This window comes from Micromonospora matsumotoense, assembly GCF_900091525.1.
In the GTDB taxonomy this organism is placed as follows: Bacteria; Actinomycetota; Actinomycetes; order Mycobacteriales; family Micromonosporaceae; genus Micromonospora; species Micromonospora matsumotoensis.
Map to the genome: position 1 here is coordinate 1 of NZ_FMCU01000026.1, position 17914 is coordinate 17914.

Here is a 17914-nt window from a genome sequence, read left to right on the forward strand (position 1 = left end):
CGGGCTGGGTTGCTCGGGCCGGGCCGGGCTGGTCGGGCTGGGTTGCTCGGGCCGGGCCGGGCTGGTCGGGCTGGGTTGCTCGGGCCGGGCCGGGCCGGGCTGGTCGGGGTCGGGCCGGGCTGGTCGGGGTGGGCGGCGGCATGGGGCCGAAATAGCGGTATCCGAAGGTGTGAAATACCGCTATTTCAGCTCAGGTGAGTGGATCAACGCCGGCCCGTGCGAGTGGATCAACGCCGGCCCAGGTGAGTGGATCAACCTTGCGGATGGTGGGGGATCAACGGTGCGGAAGGTGGGGATCAACGTCGCCCGTGGGTGGATCAACGGTGCGGCAGGTGAGTGGATCAAGGGTATGGGGTGGCGGGAGATGACCTGGGCCACGTTCGGATGGTGGGCGGCGGCAGGCGAAGGCTGGCCGGTGACAGACTGGTCGCCGCAGTCAACGAGGGCATGAGGGGGCGGCGTGCGCTGGCAGAGCTTCGTGGCGGTCGGGGACAGCTTCACCGAGGGCATGGACGACGCCTACCCGGACGGCACCTACCGGGGCTGGGCGGACCTGGTGGCGACCCGGCTGGCTGCCGAGGCCGGGCCGGACTTCGGCTACGCGAACCTGGCCATCCGGGGCCGGCTCTTCCCGAGTGTCGTCGCCGAGCAGGTGCCCTCCGCGCTCGCCATGAAGCCCGACCTGGTCAGCTTCGCGGCCGGCGGCAACGACGTGCTGCGCCGTACCTTCGACCCGGACGCGCTGGCCACCCGGTTCGACGCGGTGGTGGGCCGGCTGCGGTCCGGGGGCGCCGACGTGATCCTCTTCCGGTTCGCCGACGTGCTGGCCCGGCTGCCCGGCCAGCGCCTCGTCTCACCCCGGATCGCGCTGGTCAACCGGATCATCGGTGAGATCGCCGAGCGGCACGGCGCGATCCTGATCGACCTGTTCTCCGACGACACGTTCCGGCTCAACCCGATGCTCTGGAGCCCCGACCGGCTGCACCTGTCCGCCGCCGGGCACCGGCGGGTCGCCGGCCAGGTGCTGACCGCGCTCGGGGTGGGCTGCGACGAGGAGTGGCTGATGGTGCCGGAGCACCCGGCCGCCACCCCATGGCTCGCCGCCCGCGCCGCCGACCTGAGCTGGGTCGGCCGGCACCTGGCCCCGTGGATCACCCGTCGGCTCACCGGCCGGTCCTCCGGCGACACGGTCACCGCGAAGCGCCCGATCCTCGGCCCGCTGGCCGACTGACCGTGCGCACCCTGCACACCGCCCCCCTGCTGCGCCTCACCCACGACAACGAGCCGCCACCGGTCCGGCCGGTGCCGGGTGACGACGATGCGCTGTCGGACCGGGCGACGTCGGGGGACGACGCGCTGTCGGACCGGGCGGTGCCGGTCTCTGGCGGGCCGCTGCCGGACCAGCCGGCCTCGGCTGACGCCGATGCGTCGTCGCACCGGCCGGCTCCACTCTCCGCCGGGCCGCTGTCGGATCAGCCGGTCCCGGGCGACGGTGGGCCGCTGTCGGGCTGGGCGGTGCTGGTCGACGGTGACCGGATCGAGGCGGTCGGCCCGACCGGGGAGCTGACGCAGGCGTACCCGATGGTGCGGGTGCGGCGGTGGCCCGGCACCCTCGGGCCGGCGCTGGTGCACGACGGGCCGCTGCCGCCGGCCCCCAGCCCGCGCGAACGGGTGCACGCGCTGCTGCGGTCGGGCGTCGGCGCGGTGCTCGCCGCACACCTCACCGACCCGGCGGTACGCGCGGCGGCGGCCCGCAACGACGTCGCCGTCCTCGACGCGGTACGACCCCCTGCACTCGTTGTCGGCGGCCGGGCCGACCTGGCCGTCTTCGCCGACGACGGCCGCTGCCTCGCCACCGTCGTCGCCGGCCGCCTGGTCCACCGTCGCGCCTGACCGGGCGGGTCGGTGGAGCGCGACGCGATCTGACCGGCTCCTCGGGGATGGTCTGCCCGGCCCGCTCGACGGGTGCGTCGGCTGGTGGGGCACGGTCGCGTCCGGGCGGGTCGGCCGAGCCGGTCCGGTCCCATTGGCGGTCGACGCCCCGGATTCCGGCGTAACTTGGGGATCATGTCTGTGCCGAGTGATCCGCATCCCCGCCTCCAGTCGTACGCCGACCCGCAGCGGCTGGTCACCACCGAGTGGTTGGCCGAGCACCTCGGCGACGAGGGTCTCGTCGTGGTCGAATCCGACGAGGACGTGCTGCTCTATGACACCGGTCACCTCCCCGGGGCCGTCAAGGTCGACTGGCACACCGAGCTGAACGACCAGGTCACCCGGGACTACCTGGACGCGGAGAGCTTCGCCGAGCTGTGCGCCGCCAAGGGCATCGGCCGGGGCGACACGATCGTCTTCTACGGCGACAACTTCAACTGGTGGGCCGCGTACGCGCTGTGGGTGTTCACCCTGTTCGGGCATGCCGACGTCCGGCTGCTCGACGGTGGCCGGCAGAAGTGGGTCGCCGAGGGGCGCGAGCTGACCCGGGACAAGGTGGCCCGGCCGCGTGCCGACTATCCGGTGCCGCAGCGCGACGACGCGCCGGTCCGGGCGTACCGGGAGCAGGTGATGGCGCACGTGGCGGCGGGTCGGCCGCTGGTCGACGTCCGTTCGCCGGGCGAGTACACCGGCGAGATGCTGCACATGCCGGACTACCCGCAGGAGGGCGCGCTGCGCGGCGGGCACATCCCGGGCGCGGTGAGCAAGCCGTGGAAGTCCGCCGCCAACGACGACGGCACCTTCAAGTCGGCCGACGAGCTGCGGGCGATCTACACCGACCAGCTCGGGCTGAGCCCGGCCGACGACGTGGTGGCGTACTGCCGGATCGGTGAGCGGTCCAGCCACACCTGGTTCGTGCTGCACCACCTGCTGGGCTTCCCGCAGGTGCGCAACTACGACGGCTCGTGGACCGAGTGGGGCAACCTGGTCCGGGCCCCCGTGGTCAGGGGCGACCAGCCCGGCGGCCTGGCCGGCTGACCACCCACCCCGACGACCCGGCCGCGCCCGGCCTGGGTCCGGGTCGCGCCGGGCTGGGTCGCGCCGGGCTGGGTCGCGCCGGGCTGGGTCGCGCCTGGGCGGATGTTGCGGTATCCCAGCCTCGGGACACCGCAACATCCGCCCAATTGCGGCCCGGCGGCCTGGACCACGACGCCGCGGGGGCGGTCGCCGCCGTCGCCGACGCGCCCCGCGACCCGGATGCCGCCCGACTCCAGGCGCTCCTCGACGAACGCGGCCCGACCCGGCGGCCGGACCGGCTGACCGACGTGCTCTGGATTTCCCGGTTCCGCGTCCACCACCGGATCGCCGACCACTACCGGCACGGCCGGGCGCTGCTCGCCGGCGACGCCGCGCACGGGCACAGCCCGGCCGGCGGGCAGGGGATGAACCTCGGCATCTGCGACGCGGTCGCCCTCGGTGTCACCCTCGGCGACGTCCTCGCCGGCCACCCCGACACTGTGCTGGACGACTACGCCGCCACCCGGCGGCCGCCCGCCGAGGAGGTCGTCGGCTTCGCCGCCCGGCTGACCCGGCTCGCCACCCTGCCGCCCGCCGGCCGTCCGCTGCGGGACCTGGCGCTGCGCGCGGTGTCCGGGGTGCCGCCGGATCGCGCTGCGGCTCGCCGGCCTCCAGCAGCGCGCGACGACCCTCCGGCAGGGGGACGAGCGGTGAGCCGGTCGGCGGTAGTTCGGTGGTAGACCCGACACGCGGTCGTCGGGCAGGGGAACCTGCTAGGGGAGCCCCGGTTACCTGGTGAGGAGAGGGCGTGCGTAGACCGCGACCCCGCCTGCTGGCGCTGTGCGCCCTGGCCGCCGTGCCACCGGCGATCGAGGCGGTGCTGCTGGTCCACTTCGGCTTCGTCGCTGCCGAAGGGCTGTCCTCCCAGGTCACCGCCGTCTGGCCGTACGACAGCTATCACGACCTGCGCTGGCTGTACGTCTATCACGACTCGTGGCCCGAGTTCCTGGTCGGGCTGCTGCTGCTGATCGTGTTCCGTGGGCTGCTCACCACCGGGCTGGTCGCGCTCGCCTGGCCCGCCGAGGCGGCCCGACCCGGCCTGCGCTGGCTGCTCGGGCGCAACCTCGCCCTGTCCGCGGTGGTCACCGTGCTGGTCTCGCCGTGGGCGCTGATCTCGGTGGCGGCCTCGGTGGTCGCGCTCTCCTGGGTGCTGCTGGCCTCACTGCTGCCGATGTTCCTGCTCGCCCCGTTCCTGCAACGGGCTGCCGTGGTCGAGCCCTGGTGGCGCGGGTTGCCGCCGATCGCCCTGGTCGGCTGGTCGCTGCTGAACTTCGTGGTGATCACCGTGGCCGGCGCGCTCTGCTGGAGCGTCCCCGGCTGGTGGACGGTGCCGGTCGCGGCGCTCGCCGGGATCGCCAACGGGCTGCTCTGGGAACGCACCGTGCACGTCGCCGTGCTGACCCCCCGGGTGCGCTGGGCCCGGGTGCCGGCCACCCCGATCGCCGTCCTGCTGGCCCTCGCCGTCCCGCTGGCGATTCCCCCGCTGGTGCAGATCGTCCCGACCGGAGTGACGATCGAGCAGGTGGTGCTCGGTCAGCGGCTGCCGGCGGACGTCCGGCACGCGGTGATCGTCCTCGCCGGGCACAGCTCCGCCTATGACGGCACCCCGCCCGTCGACCCGAACGTGGAGCACTTCTCCTACCGGGGGCTGGCGGGGGACGGCCGACCACTGCCCTACCAGCCGGGGGACACCGTCCGGTCGCTGGAGAGCGGGGCCGCGCTGTTGGAGACCCAGGTGGACCGGCTGCACCGGCGTACCGGTCGGCCGGTCGCCCTGATCGGGGAGAGCGAGGGGGCGATGCTGGCCCGCACCTACCTCGCGCAGCGACCGCACGCGGCGGTGGACACCCTGGTCATGTTCAGCCCGTTGATCAACGCGGGGCGGGCCTACTATCCGCCGCCCGGGACGCCCCACGGCTGGGGGCTGGTCACCGGCTGGCAGTTGCGCGCCCTGTTCGGGGTGGTCGACGTGTTCGGCGGGACCGGCACCGGCCCGGACGAACCGTTCATCCGGTCCCTGCTGGACAACGCGCCGTTCTACCGCAACCAGTTGATGTGCCCGGTGCCGGGCGTCCGGATGATGGCCTTCCTGCCGACCACCACGGCCACCGAGGCCCCACCCGGCGACTACACCGGCATCCCGGTCTTCCAGACGCCCGGGGTGCACGGCGGGCTGCTGGGTCGGTCGCTGGTCCAGGATCGTCTGATCCACTTCCTCGCCGGGGTGCCGGAGAGCCGGAAACGTCAGGAGTATCCGCTGCTCCAGCAGCTCGGAGCGGGCTGGCAGGCGCCCCCGCTGGCCATCCGGATCAATCCGGCCTGGAACGACAGACGTCAGCCGGACCCGTCCTTCACCGGGAGGGTCTGTCAGCCGGCCTGACCCGGGTGCCACGGCGGTGCCGGACGGCCAGCCGCACGGCCGCCAGGGTCAGCCCCACCACGATCAACGCCTCGATCGGGTGGTACAGCGCGAACAGCAGGTGGACGACGACGACCGCCACCCCGGCCACCAGGGCGGCCGCCACCCACCGGCCCCGACTGAGCGCGATGACCAGGCCGGTCAGCACCAGCAGCACTCCGCTCGCCACGTGCAGCCCGGCCCAACCGGTCAGGTCGTAGAGGACCAGCCCGTCGGCGTGCAGCGAGGCGTACACGTCGCCGCTGCCGACGTCGCCGATCCCGGCCAGCAGGTCGAAGATCCCGGCACCGACCAGCAGGCCCCCGGCGAGCAGCAGCGACCGGTCCGGCAGCCGTACCGTCATCGCGCCCTCCCTCCGGCAGGTCTTCCCTTCCAGGCTAGGTGCGGTGGGCCGTGCCGTCCGGCGATCAACGTCGGTGCGCGCCGACCGGGTGCTGTCCGCCTGGTGAACCGGCGGGTAACCGAGGGCACCCGGTGTCCGCCCCGAGGTCTACGCTTGCCTGGTGACTGTGGGGCAGCAGGCTAGAGGCAGCGCGGGCAGCGCGGGCCGGCGCCGGTCGAGGCGCGACGAGATCCTGGAGATCGCGGTCGGGCTCTTCGCCGCCCGGGGCTACCACGGGGTCTCCATGGACGACATCGGTGCGGCGGCCGGGGTGACCGGCCCGGCCCTCTACCACCACTTCGCCGGCAAGGAGGCGATGCTGGCCGCCGCGCTGATCCCGGTCAGCGAGGGCCTGCTCGACGGCGGCCGGGACCGGGCCGCCGGCCGCCCCGGCGACCCCCGCGGCGCGCTGGAGTCGCTGATCGACTTCCACGTCGACTTCGCGCTGGCCAACCCGGCCGTGATCGCCCTGCACCTGCACGAGCTGGACCGTCTCCCGGAGGAGCCGCGCCGCCGCATCCGCAAGCTCCAGCGGCTGTACGTCGAGGAGTGGGTGACCGTGCTGACCGCCCTGCACCCCGGGCTGCCCGACGGTGAGGCGCGGGTGCTGGCGCACGCCGCGTTCGGCCTGATGAACTCCACCCCGTTCCTCGGCGGCGAGGTCGACCGGCGGCGTCGGGCGGCACTGCTGCGGGCTGCCGCGCTGGCCGCCCTGCTGGCCGAGACCGACTCCTGACCGGAGCACCTGCCCCGCCCGGGCCACCCCCGACACTCCCGCCCGAGTCGTGACCGACGACCCGATCGTGGTTTCCTGGCATCCGTCCTCACCCCTGGACGTCGAGCAACCGTCCCCACCCCTGGACGCTGGAGGAAACATGATCGAGTCGCTGTTGGTCGCCAACCGGGGCGAGATCGCCCGCCGGATCATCCGTACCGCGAAGCGGCTCGGCATCCGTGCGATCGCGGTGCACTCGGAGGTCGACGCCGACCTGCCGTTCGTGGTCGAGGCCGACGAGGCGGTGTGCGTGGGACCGGCGAACCCGGCCCAGAGCTACCGCAACGTCGAGGCGATCCTCGCCGCCGCCGAGACCACCGGTGCGCAGGCGATCCACCCCGGTTACGGCTTCCTGTCGGAGAACGCCGACTTCGCCCGTACCGTCGGGGACCGTGGGTTGATCTGGGTCGGGCCCGGCGCGGACGCGATCACCGCGATGGGCGACAAGATCAACGCGCGGAACCTGATGGCGGCGGCCGGGGTGCCGGTCGCGCCCGGCACCACCGAGCCGGCCGCCGACCTGGCGGCGGCGGTCGCCGCCGGCACGGAGATCGGCTACCCGGTGATGGTCAAGGCCGCCGCCGGTGGTGGCGGGATGGGCATGCAGGTGGCCGCCGACGAGGCCGAGCTGCGCACCGGGTACGACAAGGTCCGCGCGTTCGCCGAGCGGATGTTCGGCGACGGCTCGGTGCTGATCGAGCGGTACTTCCCCCGGGTGCGCCACGTCGAGGTGCAGATCCTCGGCCTGGCCGACGGCCGGGTGGTGGCGCTCGGCGAGCGGGAGTGCTCGGTGCAGCGGCGCAACCAGAAGCTGGTCGAGGAGTCCCCCTCCCCGGCGGTGTCACCGCAGCTGCGGGCCCGGTTCCTGGCCGCCGCCGTGCGGGCCGGCGAGGCGGTCGGCTACCGCAACGCGGGCACCGTCGAATGCCTGCTCGACCCCGCCACGCAGGAGTTCTTCTTCCTGGAGATGAACACCCGGCTCCAGGTGGAGCACCCGGTGACCGAGCTGGTCTACGGCATCGACCTGGTCGAGGAGCAGTTGCGGGTGGCAGCTGGCCTGCCGCCGACCTTCGACCCGGACGCGCTGGCCCCGCGTGGACACGCGATCGAGCTGCGGATCAACGCGGAGGACCCGTTGCGTTTCCTGCCCGGCCCCGGCGTCATCGGCACCTGGGTGGAGCCGACCGGCGAGGGGGTACGCGTCGACTCCGGCTACGTCGCCGGCAACACGGTCACCCCGTTCTACGACAGCCTGCTGGCCAAGCTCGTGGTCACCGGCGCGGACCGGGCCGAGGCGTTGACCCGGGCCCGGTCGGCCGTCGCCGCCTTCGCGCTGGCCGGCCCGAAGAACAACCTGCCCTTCTTCGCCGAGCTGCTGGACAACGAGGAGTTCGTCTCCGGCGACTACGACACCGGCATCGTCGGCCGGATGCGCTGACCCGTCCGGGTGCCGATCACGGGGTCCGGCGGGCTCCGTGATCAGGCCCGCCGGACCCCGCCTGGCAGGTGTGGCAGGGGCGTCGGCCGGTGCGGCGGCGTGCCGACGACGTCGAGGCGGGGCGGCAGCGACACCGTGTCGATCCGGGGCGGGCGGTGCCGGCCGGCCGGGGCGTCGTTGGTCGGGGTCGGCCCGACGGGGAAGTGCCCGGGGTTGCGGTCCTTTCGCGCCAGCCCGTCCAGCAGGGCGGCCTCCCGTTGTCGCGGTACGTCCTGCGGGTTGCCGCCGCCGGCGAGCGGTCCGTAGCGAGGGCTTTCCTTCGGCGCCACCCGGTTGGTGGCCCCCATGGTGGCGCGCAGCAGGGCGTTCCGCGCGGCCAGGGTGCGCCGCAGCGAGGCGTTCTCCGCACGAAGTTGGGCGATGATCTGGTACGCGTCGCCCCCGGTGGAGTCTGCCCCGTCGGGGGCGGTCGCCGTCGGGCCGACGTCGTCGGGGTGGGGTGGGTCGTCGGTGGTCCGTGGGTGGTCCGTCGGCGGCTCACCCCGGGCCGCCTCGTAGAGGCGCTCGAGACGGCGCAGGGTCGCTGCCCGGTCCGGTTCCGGGACGGTGTGCTTGACCACCAACACCACGGTCTGCCACGGCGGCCCCTTCGTCTCGGTGGTGAAGTGCCGGGACAGCCGCTTGCGCCAGGTGGCCCAGGCGCGGCCGGACCGCTTGTGGCAGATTCGTGCGGCCAGCCTGCTCCAGGTGTCGACAGCGCCGACCTCCGAGGACAGCTCGACGAGGTCGCGGACGGCCAGCGCGTACTCGGACACCGCCTTCGACCCGTACCGGAACTCGTATCCGGCGGCCAGTTGCTCGCGCGGGACGAGGCAGTGCCGCCGATGCCGTCCCGGCGGCGGGGCTGGCGTGCTGGTGTCGGAGGTCATGCGCGGACCTTTCGCAGTGCTGCCTGATCGGGAGTCCATTCGTACCCGTACTCAGCAAATGATGACCGCCCCGATCTGTGCCCGTGGTCAGTTTCTGGCCGGGTGGTTGTCCGGGTAGGACGCTGCGGTAGCGGTAGCGGTATCCGTTGCCCCGAAAGCGCCGCCCCACGCTCCACTTTGGCCGGGCCGGGGCGGACGCTGCCCGGCCAGAAGGGCGTGCTGGGTGGTCCCGATCGGTCGTTGTGCCTGTCGTGCGGCGGCTGCCGTCGACCTGCTCGGCGACTGGCCGCAGGCACCTCACCGCCGGTGGGTCCCATCGGCGCGTACTGCGTCCTCAGGGGTGGAGAAATGGCAAGCGGAAGATCGATCTGGGGCGGGCACCCGCGCCTGGACCGTCGTCGGGTGGGCCGGTGCCTGCGGTCGGCGGCCCTGTTCGCGGAGGGGGCGGTGGCGATGGCGCTAGTGCTGGGCCGCGAGGACGCCGTCGGCTGGGCGGGTGCCGCCGCGGCGGTGTTGCGCAGCGCCGCCGAGCTGGCGGAAGGACCGTAGCAGCGCTGACTTCCCGGGTGTCGGGGGTCGGTCCCGGCCCGTGACACCCGGGGGTGGCGTGGCGGCGGTGGGCGGCGTGGTGGTTCCCTGGAGGGACCACCGGTCGTCCGGCGTCGCCGGTCGTCGTCCCCCACGAGGGGCGGCGGCCCGGGACGAGTCTCCGGCGACCCCACGTCACAGCGAGGTGACCATGAGTAAGATGCCAGCGGCGGTGTCGATCCGGGAGGTCGGGCCGCGCGACGGCCTCCAGAACGAGGAGCCGATCCCCACCGAGGCCAAGGTGCGGCTGCTCGACGCCCTCTCCGGCACCGGGGTACGGCGGATCGAGGCGGTGTCGTTCGTGCACCCGTTGGCGATCCCGCAGATGGCCGACGCCGACGAGGTGTGGCGGCGGGCCGGGAAGGTCGAGGGGGTGCGCTACTCGGCGCTGGTGCCCAACACCCGGGGTGCCCAGCGGGCGCTGGCCGCCGGCTTCACCGAGATCGAGGTGGTGGTCTCGGCCAGCGACACGCACAACCGGCGCAACGTCAACCGCTCCACCGCCGAGTCCCTCGACGACATCGCCGTGCTGATCGACCTGCTGCACGGGGCGGGGGCGCGGGCCGAGGTGATCGTGGCGACCAGCTTCGGCTGCCCCTACGAGGGCGACGTCGACCCGGCGCGGGTCGCCGGGATCGTCGAGCGGGTGGTCCGCGACGGCGCCGACCGGGTCGCGTTCGGCGACACCACCGGCATGGGTACGCCCCGGCGGGTGAGGGAGTTGGTCACCGCCGTCCGCGACCGTGAGGCCGACGTGCCGGTGCTGCTGCACTTTCACAACACCCGGGGCACCGCGTTGGCGAACCTGCTGACCGCGTTGGAGTTGGGGATCACCGAGTTCGACGCCAGCGTCGGCGGCCTCGGCGGCTGCCCGTACGCGCCGGGGGCGAGCGGGAACCTGGCCACCGAGGAGGCGGTGCACATGCTGCACGACATGGGCATCGACACCGGCATCGACCTGGACGCCCTGATCGGGGTCGCCGAGTTGGCCGAGGACCTGCTGGGCAAGCGGCTGCCGTCCGGGGTGCTCCGGGCCGGGCCGCGTACCCGGTTGACCGCCCGCTGACCCGGTCGACCCGGTCGACCCGGTCGCGCCGGCATCGGCCTGCGGGCGGCACCACGGTGTCGGCGTCGCCCGCGAACCGGCCCGTGCCGGACGGCGGGAGGGGCCGGCGCGGTGCCGGCCCCTCCGTCGTACCGGTCGGTGGATCAGCCCACGGTGAGCAGGCCCGGCCAGCTGTCCCGGAAGATCTGGCTGCTGGTGCCGCTGCTGCGGTCGGTGGCGCTGAGCGTGCCGGCGAACAGGCTGCTGACCCGGTTCGCCTCGGTGGTGCTCGGGTACGGGTTGGTGCAGCTGGTGCCGGCGCTGCCGCCGGACATCAGGATCGCGCAGTTGCCGTTGTAGTTGTCGGGCAGGCCGAGGATGTGCCCGATCTCGTGCGTCATGATCCGCAGCGGGCTGTACTGGGCGGCCTGCTGGGTGTCGATGTAGACCCGGCCGTTGCCGAGGCTGGTGCGCTGGGCGTACGAGCCGCCGCCGGTGATCTGGTAGATCCGCAGGTTGGTGCCGCAGTTCGCGGTGAGGGTCAGGTTGTTGGTGGCGTTGTTCCAGATCGAGGCGGCCTGGTTGGCGATGCCCGCGTAGCTCGGCGCCTGGCTGGTGTTGTAGCAGATGGTCATGGCGGCGGAGGCGGGCGCGGGGTTGGCGACCGTGAGGCCGAGGGTCGCGGTCGCCGTCGCCAGGGCGGCGACGGCGAGGCGCTTGATGCGTGAGTTCATGACTCACTCCAATCCGGAGGGGGTGTCAGGAGCCTAGCCATACTGATAGTTGAGTATCAATATCCAGCGCGGAAGTCGGTCGGGTGGCCCGTCGGGGCCCGGATGCGCTAACCTAACGATCGTTCAGGCTGGTCGGCGCGTCCACCGTCGCGTCGGCGGCACGGCGGTCGGGTGCGTCCACGAGGCGCGGGGCGAGGGGGTCGGCGTGACGCTCGACGGTGCGGCACTGGAGCAGCTACGCAAGCGGGCCCGCTCCGGCGGGGCCGACAAATACCACGCGGCGAACGCCGGCAAGGGCAAGCTCTTCGCCCGGGAACGGGTCGCCCTCCTGGTCGACGAGGGCTCGTTGGTCGAGGACGGCCTCTATGCCAACGCCCTGGCCGAGGGGCTGCCCGCCGACGGCGTGGTCACCGGCACCGCGACCATCGACGGCCGGCCGGTCTGCCTGATGGCGAACGACTCCACGGTCAAGGCCGGCAGTTGGGGCGCGCGCACCGTCGAGAAGATCATCCGGATCATCGAGCGGGCCTACTCCACCGGTGTGCCGATGGTCTACCTGGTCGACTCGGCCGGCGCCCGGATCACCGACCAGGTCGACCTCTTCCCCGGTCGACGCGGCGCCGGCAAGATCTTCTGGAACCAGGTCCGGGCCTCGGGGGCGATCCCGCAGGTCTGCGCGCTGTTCGGGCCGAGCGCCGCCGGTGGGGCGTACATCCCGGCGTTCTGCGACGTGGTCGCCATGGTCGACGGCAACGCCAGCATGTACCTCGGCTCCGACCGGATGGTCGAGATGGTCACCGGGGAGAAGACCACCCTGGAGGCGATGGGCGGGGCCCGGGTGCACTGCGCCGAGTCCGGCGTGGGCCACTTCCTGTGCAAGACCGAGGCCGACGCGCTCGACGTGGTGAAGGACTACCTCTCCTACCTGCCGTCCAACTGGCAGCAGCAGCCGCCGGCCGCGCCGGCCGTCGCCGCGCCGGAGAAGGTCGATCTCGCCGCGCTGGTGCCGGTCAGCGAACGGCAGGCGTTCGACATGCGCCGGTACGTCAAGGGCCTGCTCGACGACGGCTCGTTCCTGGAGATCCAGGCGCTCTGGGCGAAGGAGCTGACCATCGGGTTCGGCCGGCTGGACGGCGAGGTCGTCGGCGTGGTCGGCAACAACTCGATGTTCAAGGGCGGCGTGCTCTTCGTCGACTCGGCCGACAAGGCGGCCCGGTTCGTGCAGCTCTGCGACGCGTTCAACGTGCCGCTGCTGTTCCTGTCCGACGTGCCCGGGTTCATGGTCGGCAGCGCGGTGGAGAAGCAGGGCATCATCCGGCACGGGGCCAAGATGATCACCGCGATCTCCGAGGCGACCGTACCCAAGATCTGTGTGGTGGTCCGCAAGGCGTACGGCGCGGGCCTGTACGCGATGGCCGGCCCCGGCTTCGAGCCGGACGCGACGATCGCCCTGCCCACCGCGAAGATCGCGGTGATGGGCGCCGAGGCGGCCGTCAACGCCGTCTACGCCAACAAGATCGCGGCCATCGTCGACGAGACCGAGCGGGCCGCCTTCGTCGCCGCCAAGCGGGCCGAGTACGAGCGGGACATCGACGTGGTCCGGCTCGCCAGCGAGCTGGTGATCGACGCGATCGTCGAGCCGCACGAGCTGCGCGCCGACCTCGTCCGCCGGTTCACCGCCGCCCGGAGCAAGGACCGGCACTTCTCCCGCCGCCGGCACGGCGTCACCCCGGTCTGACCGGCCGGCCCCGACCCGCCACCCCGGTCCCGGCCCGACCCGTCACCCCGTCGTCATCCCCGGTCCGACCGGCCGCCCACCCGATCCGCCGTCCCCGGCGTCACGAGCGTCCGGGGGAGGTACCCGTACAGGAGGAACCGATGGACTTCCGGCTCAGCGAGGAGCAAGAGGCGCTGCGGGAGAGCGTGCGCGACTTCGCCCGCGAGGCGGTCGCCCCGGTGATCGCCGAACACTACGAGCAGCACACCTTCCCGTACGAGATCGTCCGGCAGATGGGCAAGATGGGGCTGTTCGGCCTGCCCTTCCCCGAGGAACACGGCGGCATGGGCGGCGACTACTTCGCGCTCTGCCTGGCCCTGGAGGAGCTGGCCCGGGTCGACTCCAGCGTGGCGATCACCCTGGAGGCGGCGGTCTCCCTCGGCGCGATGCCGATCTTCCGCTTCGGTACGGCCGCGCAGCAGGAGCGGTGGCTGCCGAAGCTGCTCAGCGGTGAGGCGCTGGCCGGGTTCGGGCTGACCGAGCCGGGCACCGGGTCGGACGCGGGCGGCACCCAGACCCGGGCGGTGCTGGACCCCTCGACCGACGAGTGGGTGATCAACGGGTCGAAGGCGTTCATCACCAACTCGGGCACCGACATCACCGCCCTGGTCACCGTCACCGCCGTCACCGGCACCAACCCGGACGGCTCGAAGGAACTCTCCACCATCATCGTGCCGTCCGGGACGCCCGGCTTCACCGTCGCGCCGGCGTACTCCAAGGTGGGGTGGAACGCCTCGGACACCCACGAGCTGACCTTCGACGACTGCCGGGTGCCGGCGGCCAACCTGCTCGGCGCGCGGGGGCGGGGCTTCGCGCAGTTCCTGCGGATTCTCGACGAGGGTCGGATCGCCATCGCCGCCCTCGCCGTCGGCCTCGCCCAGGGCTGCGTCGACGAGTCGGTGAAGTACGCGAAGGAACGCCAGGCGTTCGGTCAGCCGATCGGCAACTACCAGGCCATCCAGTTCAAGATCGCGGACATGGAGCTGAAGGCGCACACCGCCCGGCTGGCCTACTACGACGCCGCCGCGCGGATGCTCGCCGGTGAGCCGTTCAAGCGGCAGGCGGCGATCGCCAAGCTGCACGCCAGCACGGTCGCGGTGGACAACGCCCGGGAGGCGACCCAGATCCACGGCGGCTACGGCTTCATGAACGAGTACCCGGTGGCCCGGTTCTGGCGGGACTCCAAGATCCTGGAGATCGGCGAGGGCACGTCCGAGGTGCAGCGCATGATCATCGCTCGCGACCTGGGCATGTGACCGTACCGCCCGATCGGGCGGAGCGCGGCGCGGCAACGGCGGGTTGTCGGGTATCCGCAGCCCTTCGTCAGTAGGCCGACGAAGGGCTGCCCGGCGTCGTATCCCATCCGTACTCTTCCTGCCCATGACCCCGGATCATGATCACTTGCCCGGCGCGGGTGGTCGTACCCCGATCGGGGAGCTGGTGCGGGCCCACCGCCTGGCTGCCGGTCTCACCCAGATCGACCTGGCGCAACGGGCCGGGGTCGGCGTGCGGACGGTCCGTGACCTGGAGCGGGGCCGGTCGCACCGGCCACAACGCACCACCGCCGAGCTGATCGCCGGGGCGCTCGGCCTGACCGGCCCGGCCCGGACCGGCTTCCTGGCCAGTGCCCGTGGCCAGGCCGTCGTCGGCCCGACCGGCCGGGACACCGCCAGGCTGCCGCACCGACCGGTCGTCGGCGCCGTCCTGCGGGACCTCGACCTCCCGGGTACGCCGATGGCGCTCCCCCCGGCCGTCGCGCTGATCGGCCGGGAACGGGAGCTGACCGAGCTGGCCGGGTTGCTCACCGGCGACAGCTCGCCCCCGGTGCTGAGCCTGGTCGGCCTGGCCGGAGTGGGCAAGACCGCGCTCGCCCTGGCCGTGGCGCACGCGGTGGCCGACGCCCACCCCGGCGGGGTGGCCGGGGTGCTGGTCGGCAGCGGCTCCGACGGCAACGACGTGCTCGCCGCAGCCTGCGCGGTGCTCGGCGCGGCCCGGCTCGCCGAGTTGGCCGCCCGGCTCCGGGGCCGCCCGGCGCTGCTGCTGGTGGACGCGGTCGAGCGGGCCCCCGACCCGGTGGCCGAGGTGCTGCACCTGCTCGTCACGGCGGTACCCACCCTGCGGGTGGTGGTGACCGGACGACACCCGGTCGGGCTCCCCGGTGAACTCGTCCGCCCGGTGGCCCCGCTGGAGGTGCCCCCGGCCGACGTGGTCGACCCGGACGAGCTGGCCCGCTGGCCGGCGGCAGCCCTGTTCACCGCCCGACTGACCCGGGTTCGCCCCGAACCGCCCGGCCCCGAGGAGCTGCCCGCCCTCACCGCGCTGGTCCGTCGGCTCGATGGCCTGCCGCTGGCGATCGAGCTGATGGCGGCCCGGGGACGGATTCTCGACCTGCCCGAACTCCTCGACCGGTACGGCGACCGGGTGCTCGACCTGGCCGGCCCGGAACTCGGCGGCCGGGGTTGGGAGGCCGCACCGTCGGGCCGTACCGCCGAACCGGCCCGGACCGCGGTGGCGGTGACCCTGCGGGAGGCGGTGGCCACCAGCTACCGGCTGCTCGACGACGGGGAGCAGGCCGCCCTGCGTCGGCTCTCGGTCTTTGCCAACCGGTGGTCGGTGGAGTTGGCCGAGGAGTTGCTCGCCGACGAGGTCGACCGGGACCCGGCGGCGGTGGTCGATCCGGTGCCCCTGCTCGACAGGTTGGTCGAGTTGGGGCTGCTCAGCGTCGGGGGTGCCGGGCCGCTGCGGTTCCGCCTGCTCGACGCGGTGCGCGAGTACGCCATCGAGCAGGCCGCCGGCCGGGGGGAGCTGACCGCGATGCGACGCCGGCACGCGGTGGTGATCACCCGGCTGGTGACCCGCACCACGCCGGACCTGGTCGGGGCGCGACAGCCCACGGCCGCACGTCGGCTCGACGAGGCGACCGGGGACATCGGCGCGGCGCTGGCGCACGCCGCCGGGGACGACCCGGTCACCGCGCTGCGGCTGGCCGTCAGGCTGACCCGCTGGTGGCGGATGCGGGGACGGGACGTCAGCGGTCGGCAGTGGCTGCGCCGGCTGCTCGCGGACCCCCGTACCGCCGACGCCGATCCGGTGCTGCGGGCGTGGGCGCTGCTCGGGGTGGCCCGGCTCGCCGCCGAACACGGCGCGGCGGCCCAGGAACTGCCCGCCGCCCGCGCCGCGCTCGCGGTGCTCGCCGGGCGGGCCGACGTGGCCGGGGAGCTGGCGGCACGGACCGTCCTCGGCACCCTGCTGGTCGCCACCGGCGGGTACGACGAGGCGGCCGAGCAGGCGCACGCGGTGCTGACGCTGGCCACCCGGCATGGCCGGACCCGGGACATGGCGGTGGCCCAGCACCATCTGACCTGGCACGAGATCCGCCTCGGCGACCTGCCGGCCGCCCGGCGTCGACTCGCCGCGGTGGACCGGATGGCGGCCCAGTGCGGGGAGCCCCGGCTGCGCCTGTTGGCCCGCGCCGACCTGGCCGAGGTGGCCCGGTTGGAGGGCCGCCACGGCGACGCGGTGGAGCAGGGTCGGCGGGTGGTCGCCGCGTTGGTCGGGGTGGGCGACCCGGGCCACCGGCGGCGGGTGCTCGGCACGGTGGGTCTGGCGCTGGCCCGGTCGGGCCGGGTGGACGAGGCGGCCGAGGTCCTCGCCGAGCTGCGCTGCGACGGTCGTCCGGGGCCGTCCGGGGCCCGGCCCGGGATGGAGGCGGGGACGGTGGCGGGTCGCCCGGCCGGGGGTGGGCCGGTCCGGGCGGAGGAGGGGGTGTGCGCGTTGATCGAGGGCACCGTGGCGCAGCAGCGGGGGGACCGGGAACTGGCGGCGGAGTGGTTCGCGGTGGCGGTGGCCGCCGGGGAGGCCGGGCAGGACCGGCGGGACGTGGTCGAGGCCCTGGTCGGGCTGGCCGCGAGCAGCGGCTCCGCCGAGGTGCGTGAGCGGTTGGCGGAGGTGTGTCGGCGCGGCGGCATCCGGTTGCTGCCGGACGAGGAACGCCTGCTGGCCTAGGGGCGGGCTGCGCGGCCCGACCTCCCCGGTCCAGGGGTCCTGCATGTGCAGACCCTGTGGGCACCGGGGCGGGAACGCCTGCCGGTGCAGGCGCGGGGGTGGCGCGAGCGAACAAGCCCCCTGGTCAAACCCCTCGCTCAGTCGCTCGCGCCGGCACCCCCCGGTGCTCCCCCGCGCGATGAAGGCTAGCCAGCCGAGCCGTCCGTTTTGTGGGCATCGGCGAGTGTGCGTCCGGTGGGCCCGCCGGGTTCTGCCGCTTTTTCTGCCGGTGGGTCGGACGGCTTTTTGTCACCACGTCAGCAGGCGGCCGCCGGCTCGTCGGTCGGTGCCTGGTCGGTGCTGCCGGCGGTCGCCCCCGGGTGGACGGCGTCGCGCACCCGGCGCAGTCCGTCCAGCATCGCGGCGAGGGTGTCGGGTTCGAGTTGGCCGGTGAACCACTGCTCGATGATCCGTAGGTGGCCCGGCAGGGTTCTGTCGAGCCGTTGCATGCCGGCGGGCGTGACCACCGCGTACGAGCTGCGCCGGTCGGACGGGCAGGCGCGACGGCGGAGCAGCCCGTCGCGTTCCATCCGGTCCACCACCCGGGTGACACCGCTGGTGGACAGGGAGGTCTGCGCGGCCAGGTCGGTCATCCGCAGCTGGTTGCCGGGGGACCGGGCCAGGCGCATCAGCACCTCGAACTCGACTGCGGAGAGGCCGTGCTCCTCGTACTGCGCGGTGAAGCGGGCGGTGAGCCCGGCGTGCGCTTCGACCAGGAGGCCGACGGCGGTGATCCGGGGGTCGTCGAACACGTTTTCGTTCACCTGACCATCC

At 73.7% G+C, this 17914-nt stretch carries 16 protein-coding genes; 12 read left to right on the forward strand and 4 right to left on the reverse strand.

The window, feature by feature from the left end:
• Nucleotides 1–460 precede the first annotated feature (460 nt).
• The 5 genes from GA0070216_RS30415 to GA0070216_RS30435 all read left to right on the forward strand — a co-directional run bounded on the left by GA0070216_RS30415 (nucleotide 461) and on the right by GA0070216_RS30435 (nucleotide 5389).
• Nucleotides 461–1231 (forward strand): SGNH/GDSL hydrolase family protein, encoded by a 771-nt coding sequence (locus GA0070216_RS30415; protein WP_091253300.1) that lies wholly within the window; start codon nucleotides 461–463, stop codon nucleotides 1229–1231.
• 2 nt (nucleotides 1232–1233) lie between these two features.
• Nucleotides 1234–1893, forward strand: coding sequence for an imidazolonepropionase-like domain-containing protein (locus GA0070216_RS30420; RefSeq protein WP_245722839.1), 660 nt, complete (start codon nucleotides 1234–1236; stop codon nucleotides 1891–1893).
• Between the two features lie 174 nt (nucleotides 1894–2067).
• Nucleotides 2068–2970, forward strand: coding sequence for a sulfurtransferase (locus tag GA0070216_RS30425; protein ID WP_091253303.1), 903 nt, complete (start codon nucleotides 2068–2070; stop codon nucleotides 2968–2970).
• 146 nt (nucleotides 2971–3116) lie between these two features.
• Complete coding sequence (locus tag GA0070216_RS30430; protein ID WP_245722840.1) at nucleotides 3117–3689, forward strand: FAD-dependent monooxygenase; 573 nt, start codon at nucleotides 3117–3119, stop codon at nucleotides 3687–3689.
• A gap of 68 nt (nucleotides 3690–3757) precedes the next feature.
• The gene (locus GA0070216_RS30435) at nucleotides 3758–5389 is read left to right on the forward strand and encodes a lipase family protein (RefSeq protein WP_091253307.1); all 1632 of its coding nucleotides are present in this window, start codon (nucleotides 3758–3760) and stop codon (nucleotides 5387–5389) included.
• On the opposite strand, the gene GA0070216_RS30440 is transcribed toward GA0070216_RS30435, so the two are convergent.
• Nucleotides 5361–5771: a DUF7144 family membrane protein gene (locus GA0070216_RS30440; RefSeq protein ID WP_091253309.1), complete on the reverse strand. Its 411-nt coding sequence runs from the start codon at nucleotides 5769–5771 to the stop codon at nucleotides 5361–5363. The two genes, GA0070216_RS30435 and GA0070216_RS30440, sit on opposite strands and share 29 nt — an antisense overlap.
• Nucleotides 5772–5931: 160 nt before the next feature.
• Between GA0070216_RS30440 and GA0070216_RS30445 the strand changes: the two genes are divergently transcribed.
• Both GA0070216_RS30445 and GA0070216_RS30450 read left to right on the forward strand, forming a co-directional pair.
• Complete coding sequence (locus GA0070216_RS30445) at nucleotides 5932–6546, forward strand: TetR/AcrR family transcriptional regulator (protein ID WP_091253311.1); 615 nt, start codon at nucleotides 5932–5934, stop codon at nucleotides 6544–6546.
• A gap of 139 nt (nucleotides 6547–6685) precedes the next feature.
• Nucleotides 6686–8023 (forward strand): acetyl-CoA carboxylase biotin carboxylase subunit, encoded by a 1338-nt coding sequence (locus GA0070216_RS30450; RefSeq protein ID WP_091253313.1) that lies wholly within the window; start codon nucleotides 6686–6688, stop codon nucleotides 8021–8023.
• 41 nt (nucleotides 8024–8064) lie between these two features.
• Here GA0070216_RS30450 and GA0070216_RS30455 read toward each other — a convergent pair whose 3' ends face one another.
• On the reverse strand, nucleotides 8065–8952 hold the full coding sequence (locus GA0070216_RS30455) for a hypothetical protein (protein ID WP_091253315.1): 888 nt from the start codon (nucleotides 8950–8952) through the stop codon (nucleotides 8065–8067).
• Between the two features lie 348 nt (nucleotides 8953–9300).
• Here GA0070216_RS30455 and GA0070216_RS34140 point away from each other — a divergent pair, with 348 nt between their 5' ends.
• Both GA0070216_RS34140 and GA0070216_RS30460 read left to right on the forward strand, forming a co-directional pair.
• Entirely contained in the window at nucleotides 9301–9501 is a 201-nt protein-coding gene (locus GA0070216_RS34140; RefSeq protein WP_141723246.1) for a hypothetical protein, read from the forward strand.
• A 190-nt stretch (nucleotides 9502–9691) separates the two neighbouring features.
• Entirely contained in the window at nucleotides 9692–10606 is a 915-nt protein-coding gene (locus GA0070216_RS30460) for a hydroxymethylglutaryl-CoA lyase (protein WP_091253433.1), read from the forward strand.
• A 143-nt stretch (nucleotides 10607–10749) separates the two neighbouring features.
• On the opposite strand, the gene GA0070216_RS30465 is transcribed toward GA0070216_RS30460, so the two are convergent.
• A complete protein-coding gene (locus GA0070216_RS30465; RefSeq protein WP_091253317.1) occupies nucleotides 10750–11319 on the reverse strand; it encodes a snapalysin family zinc-dependent metalloprotease in 570 nt (189 codons plus the stop codon).
• 205 nt (nucleotides 11320–11524) lie between these two features.
• Between GA0070216_RS30465 and GA0070216_RS30470 the strand changes: the two genes are divergently transcribed.
• The 3 genes from GA0070216_RS30470 to GA0070216_RS30480 all read left to right on the forward strand — a co-directional run bounded on the left by GA0070216_RS30470 (nucleotide 11525) and on the right by GA0070216_RS30480 (nucleotide 17101).
• Complete coding sequence (locus GA0070216_RS30470) at nucleotides 11525–13057, forward strand: acyl-CoA carboxylase subunit beta (RefSeq protein ID WP_091253319.1); 1533 nt, start codon at nucleotides 11525–11527, stop codon at nucleotides 13055–13057.
• A 140-nt stretch (nucleotides 13058–13197) separates the two neighbouring features.
• On the forward strand, nucleotides 13198–14352 hold the full coding sequence (locus GA0070216_RS30475; RefSeq protein WP_091253321.1) for an acyl-CoA dehydrogenase family protein: 1155 nt from the start codon (nucleotides 13198–13200) through the stop codon (nucleotides 14350–14352).
• 124 nt (nucleotides 14353–14476) lie between these two features.
• On the forward strand, nucleotides 14477–17101 hold the full coding sequence (locus GA0070216_RS30480) for an ATP-binding protein (protein ID WP_091253323.1): 2625 nt from the start codon (nucleotides 14477–14479) through the stop codon (nucleotides 17099–17101).
• A gap of 296 nt (nucleotides 17102–17397) precedes the next feature.
• On the opposite strand, the gene GA0070216_RS30485 is transcribed toward GA0070216_RS30480, so the two are convergent.
• On the reverse strand, nucleotides 17398–17904 hold the full coding sequence (locus tag GA0070216_RS30485) for a MarR family winged helix-turn-helix transcriptional regulator (RefSeq protein WP_091253325.1): 507 nt from the start codon (nucleotides 17902–17904) through the stop codon (nucleotides 17398–17400).
• Between the last annotated feature and the right edge of the window lie 10 nt (nucleotides 17905–17914).

What these genes read in the sequence shown, in the direction of transcription:
- GA0070216_RS30455 (WP_091253315.1), bottom strand. Translation starts at nt 8,952, where the DNA reads ATGACCTCCGACACCAGCACGCCAGCCCCGCCGCCGGGACGGCATCGG.
- GA0070216_RS30460 (WP_091253433.1), top strand. Translation starts at nt 9,692, where the DNA reads ATGAGTAAGATGCCAGCGGCGGTGTCGATCCGGGAGGTCGGGCCGCGC.
- GA0070216_RS30465 (WP_091253317.1), bottom strand. Translation starts at nt 11,319, where the DNA reads ATGAACTCACGCATCAAGCGCCTCGCCGTCGCCGCCCTGGCGACGGCG.
- GA0070216_RS30450 (WP_091253313.1), top strand. Translation starts at nt 6,686, where the DNA reads ATGATCGAGTCGCTGTTGGTCGCCAACCGGGGCGAGATCGCCCGCCGG.
- GA0070216_RS30475 (WP_091253321.1), top strand. Translation starts at nt 13,198, where the DNA reads ATGGACTTCCGGCTCAGCGAGGAGCAAGAGGCGCTGCGGGAGAGCGTG.
- GA0070216_RS30440 (WP_091253309.1), bottom strand. Translation starts at nt 5,771, where the DNA reads ATGACGGTACGGCTGCCGGACCGGTCGCTGCTGCTCGCCGGGGGCCTG.
- GA0070216_RS30425 (WP_091253303.1), top strand. Translation starts at nt 2,068, where the DNA reads ATGTCTGTGCCGAGTGATCCGCATCCCCGCCTCCAGTCGTACGCCGAC.
- GA0070216_RS30480 (WP_091253323.1), top strand. Translation starts at nt 14,477, where the DNA reads ATGACCCCGGATCATGATCACTTGCCCGGCGCGGGTGGTCGTACCCCG.
- GA0070216_RS34140 (WP_141723246.1), top strand. Translation starts at nt 9,301, where the DNA reads ATGGCAAGCGGAAGATCGATCTGGGGCGGGCACCCGCGCCTGGACCGT.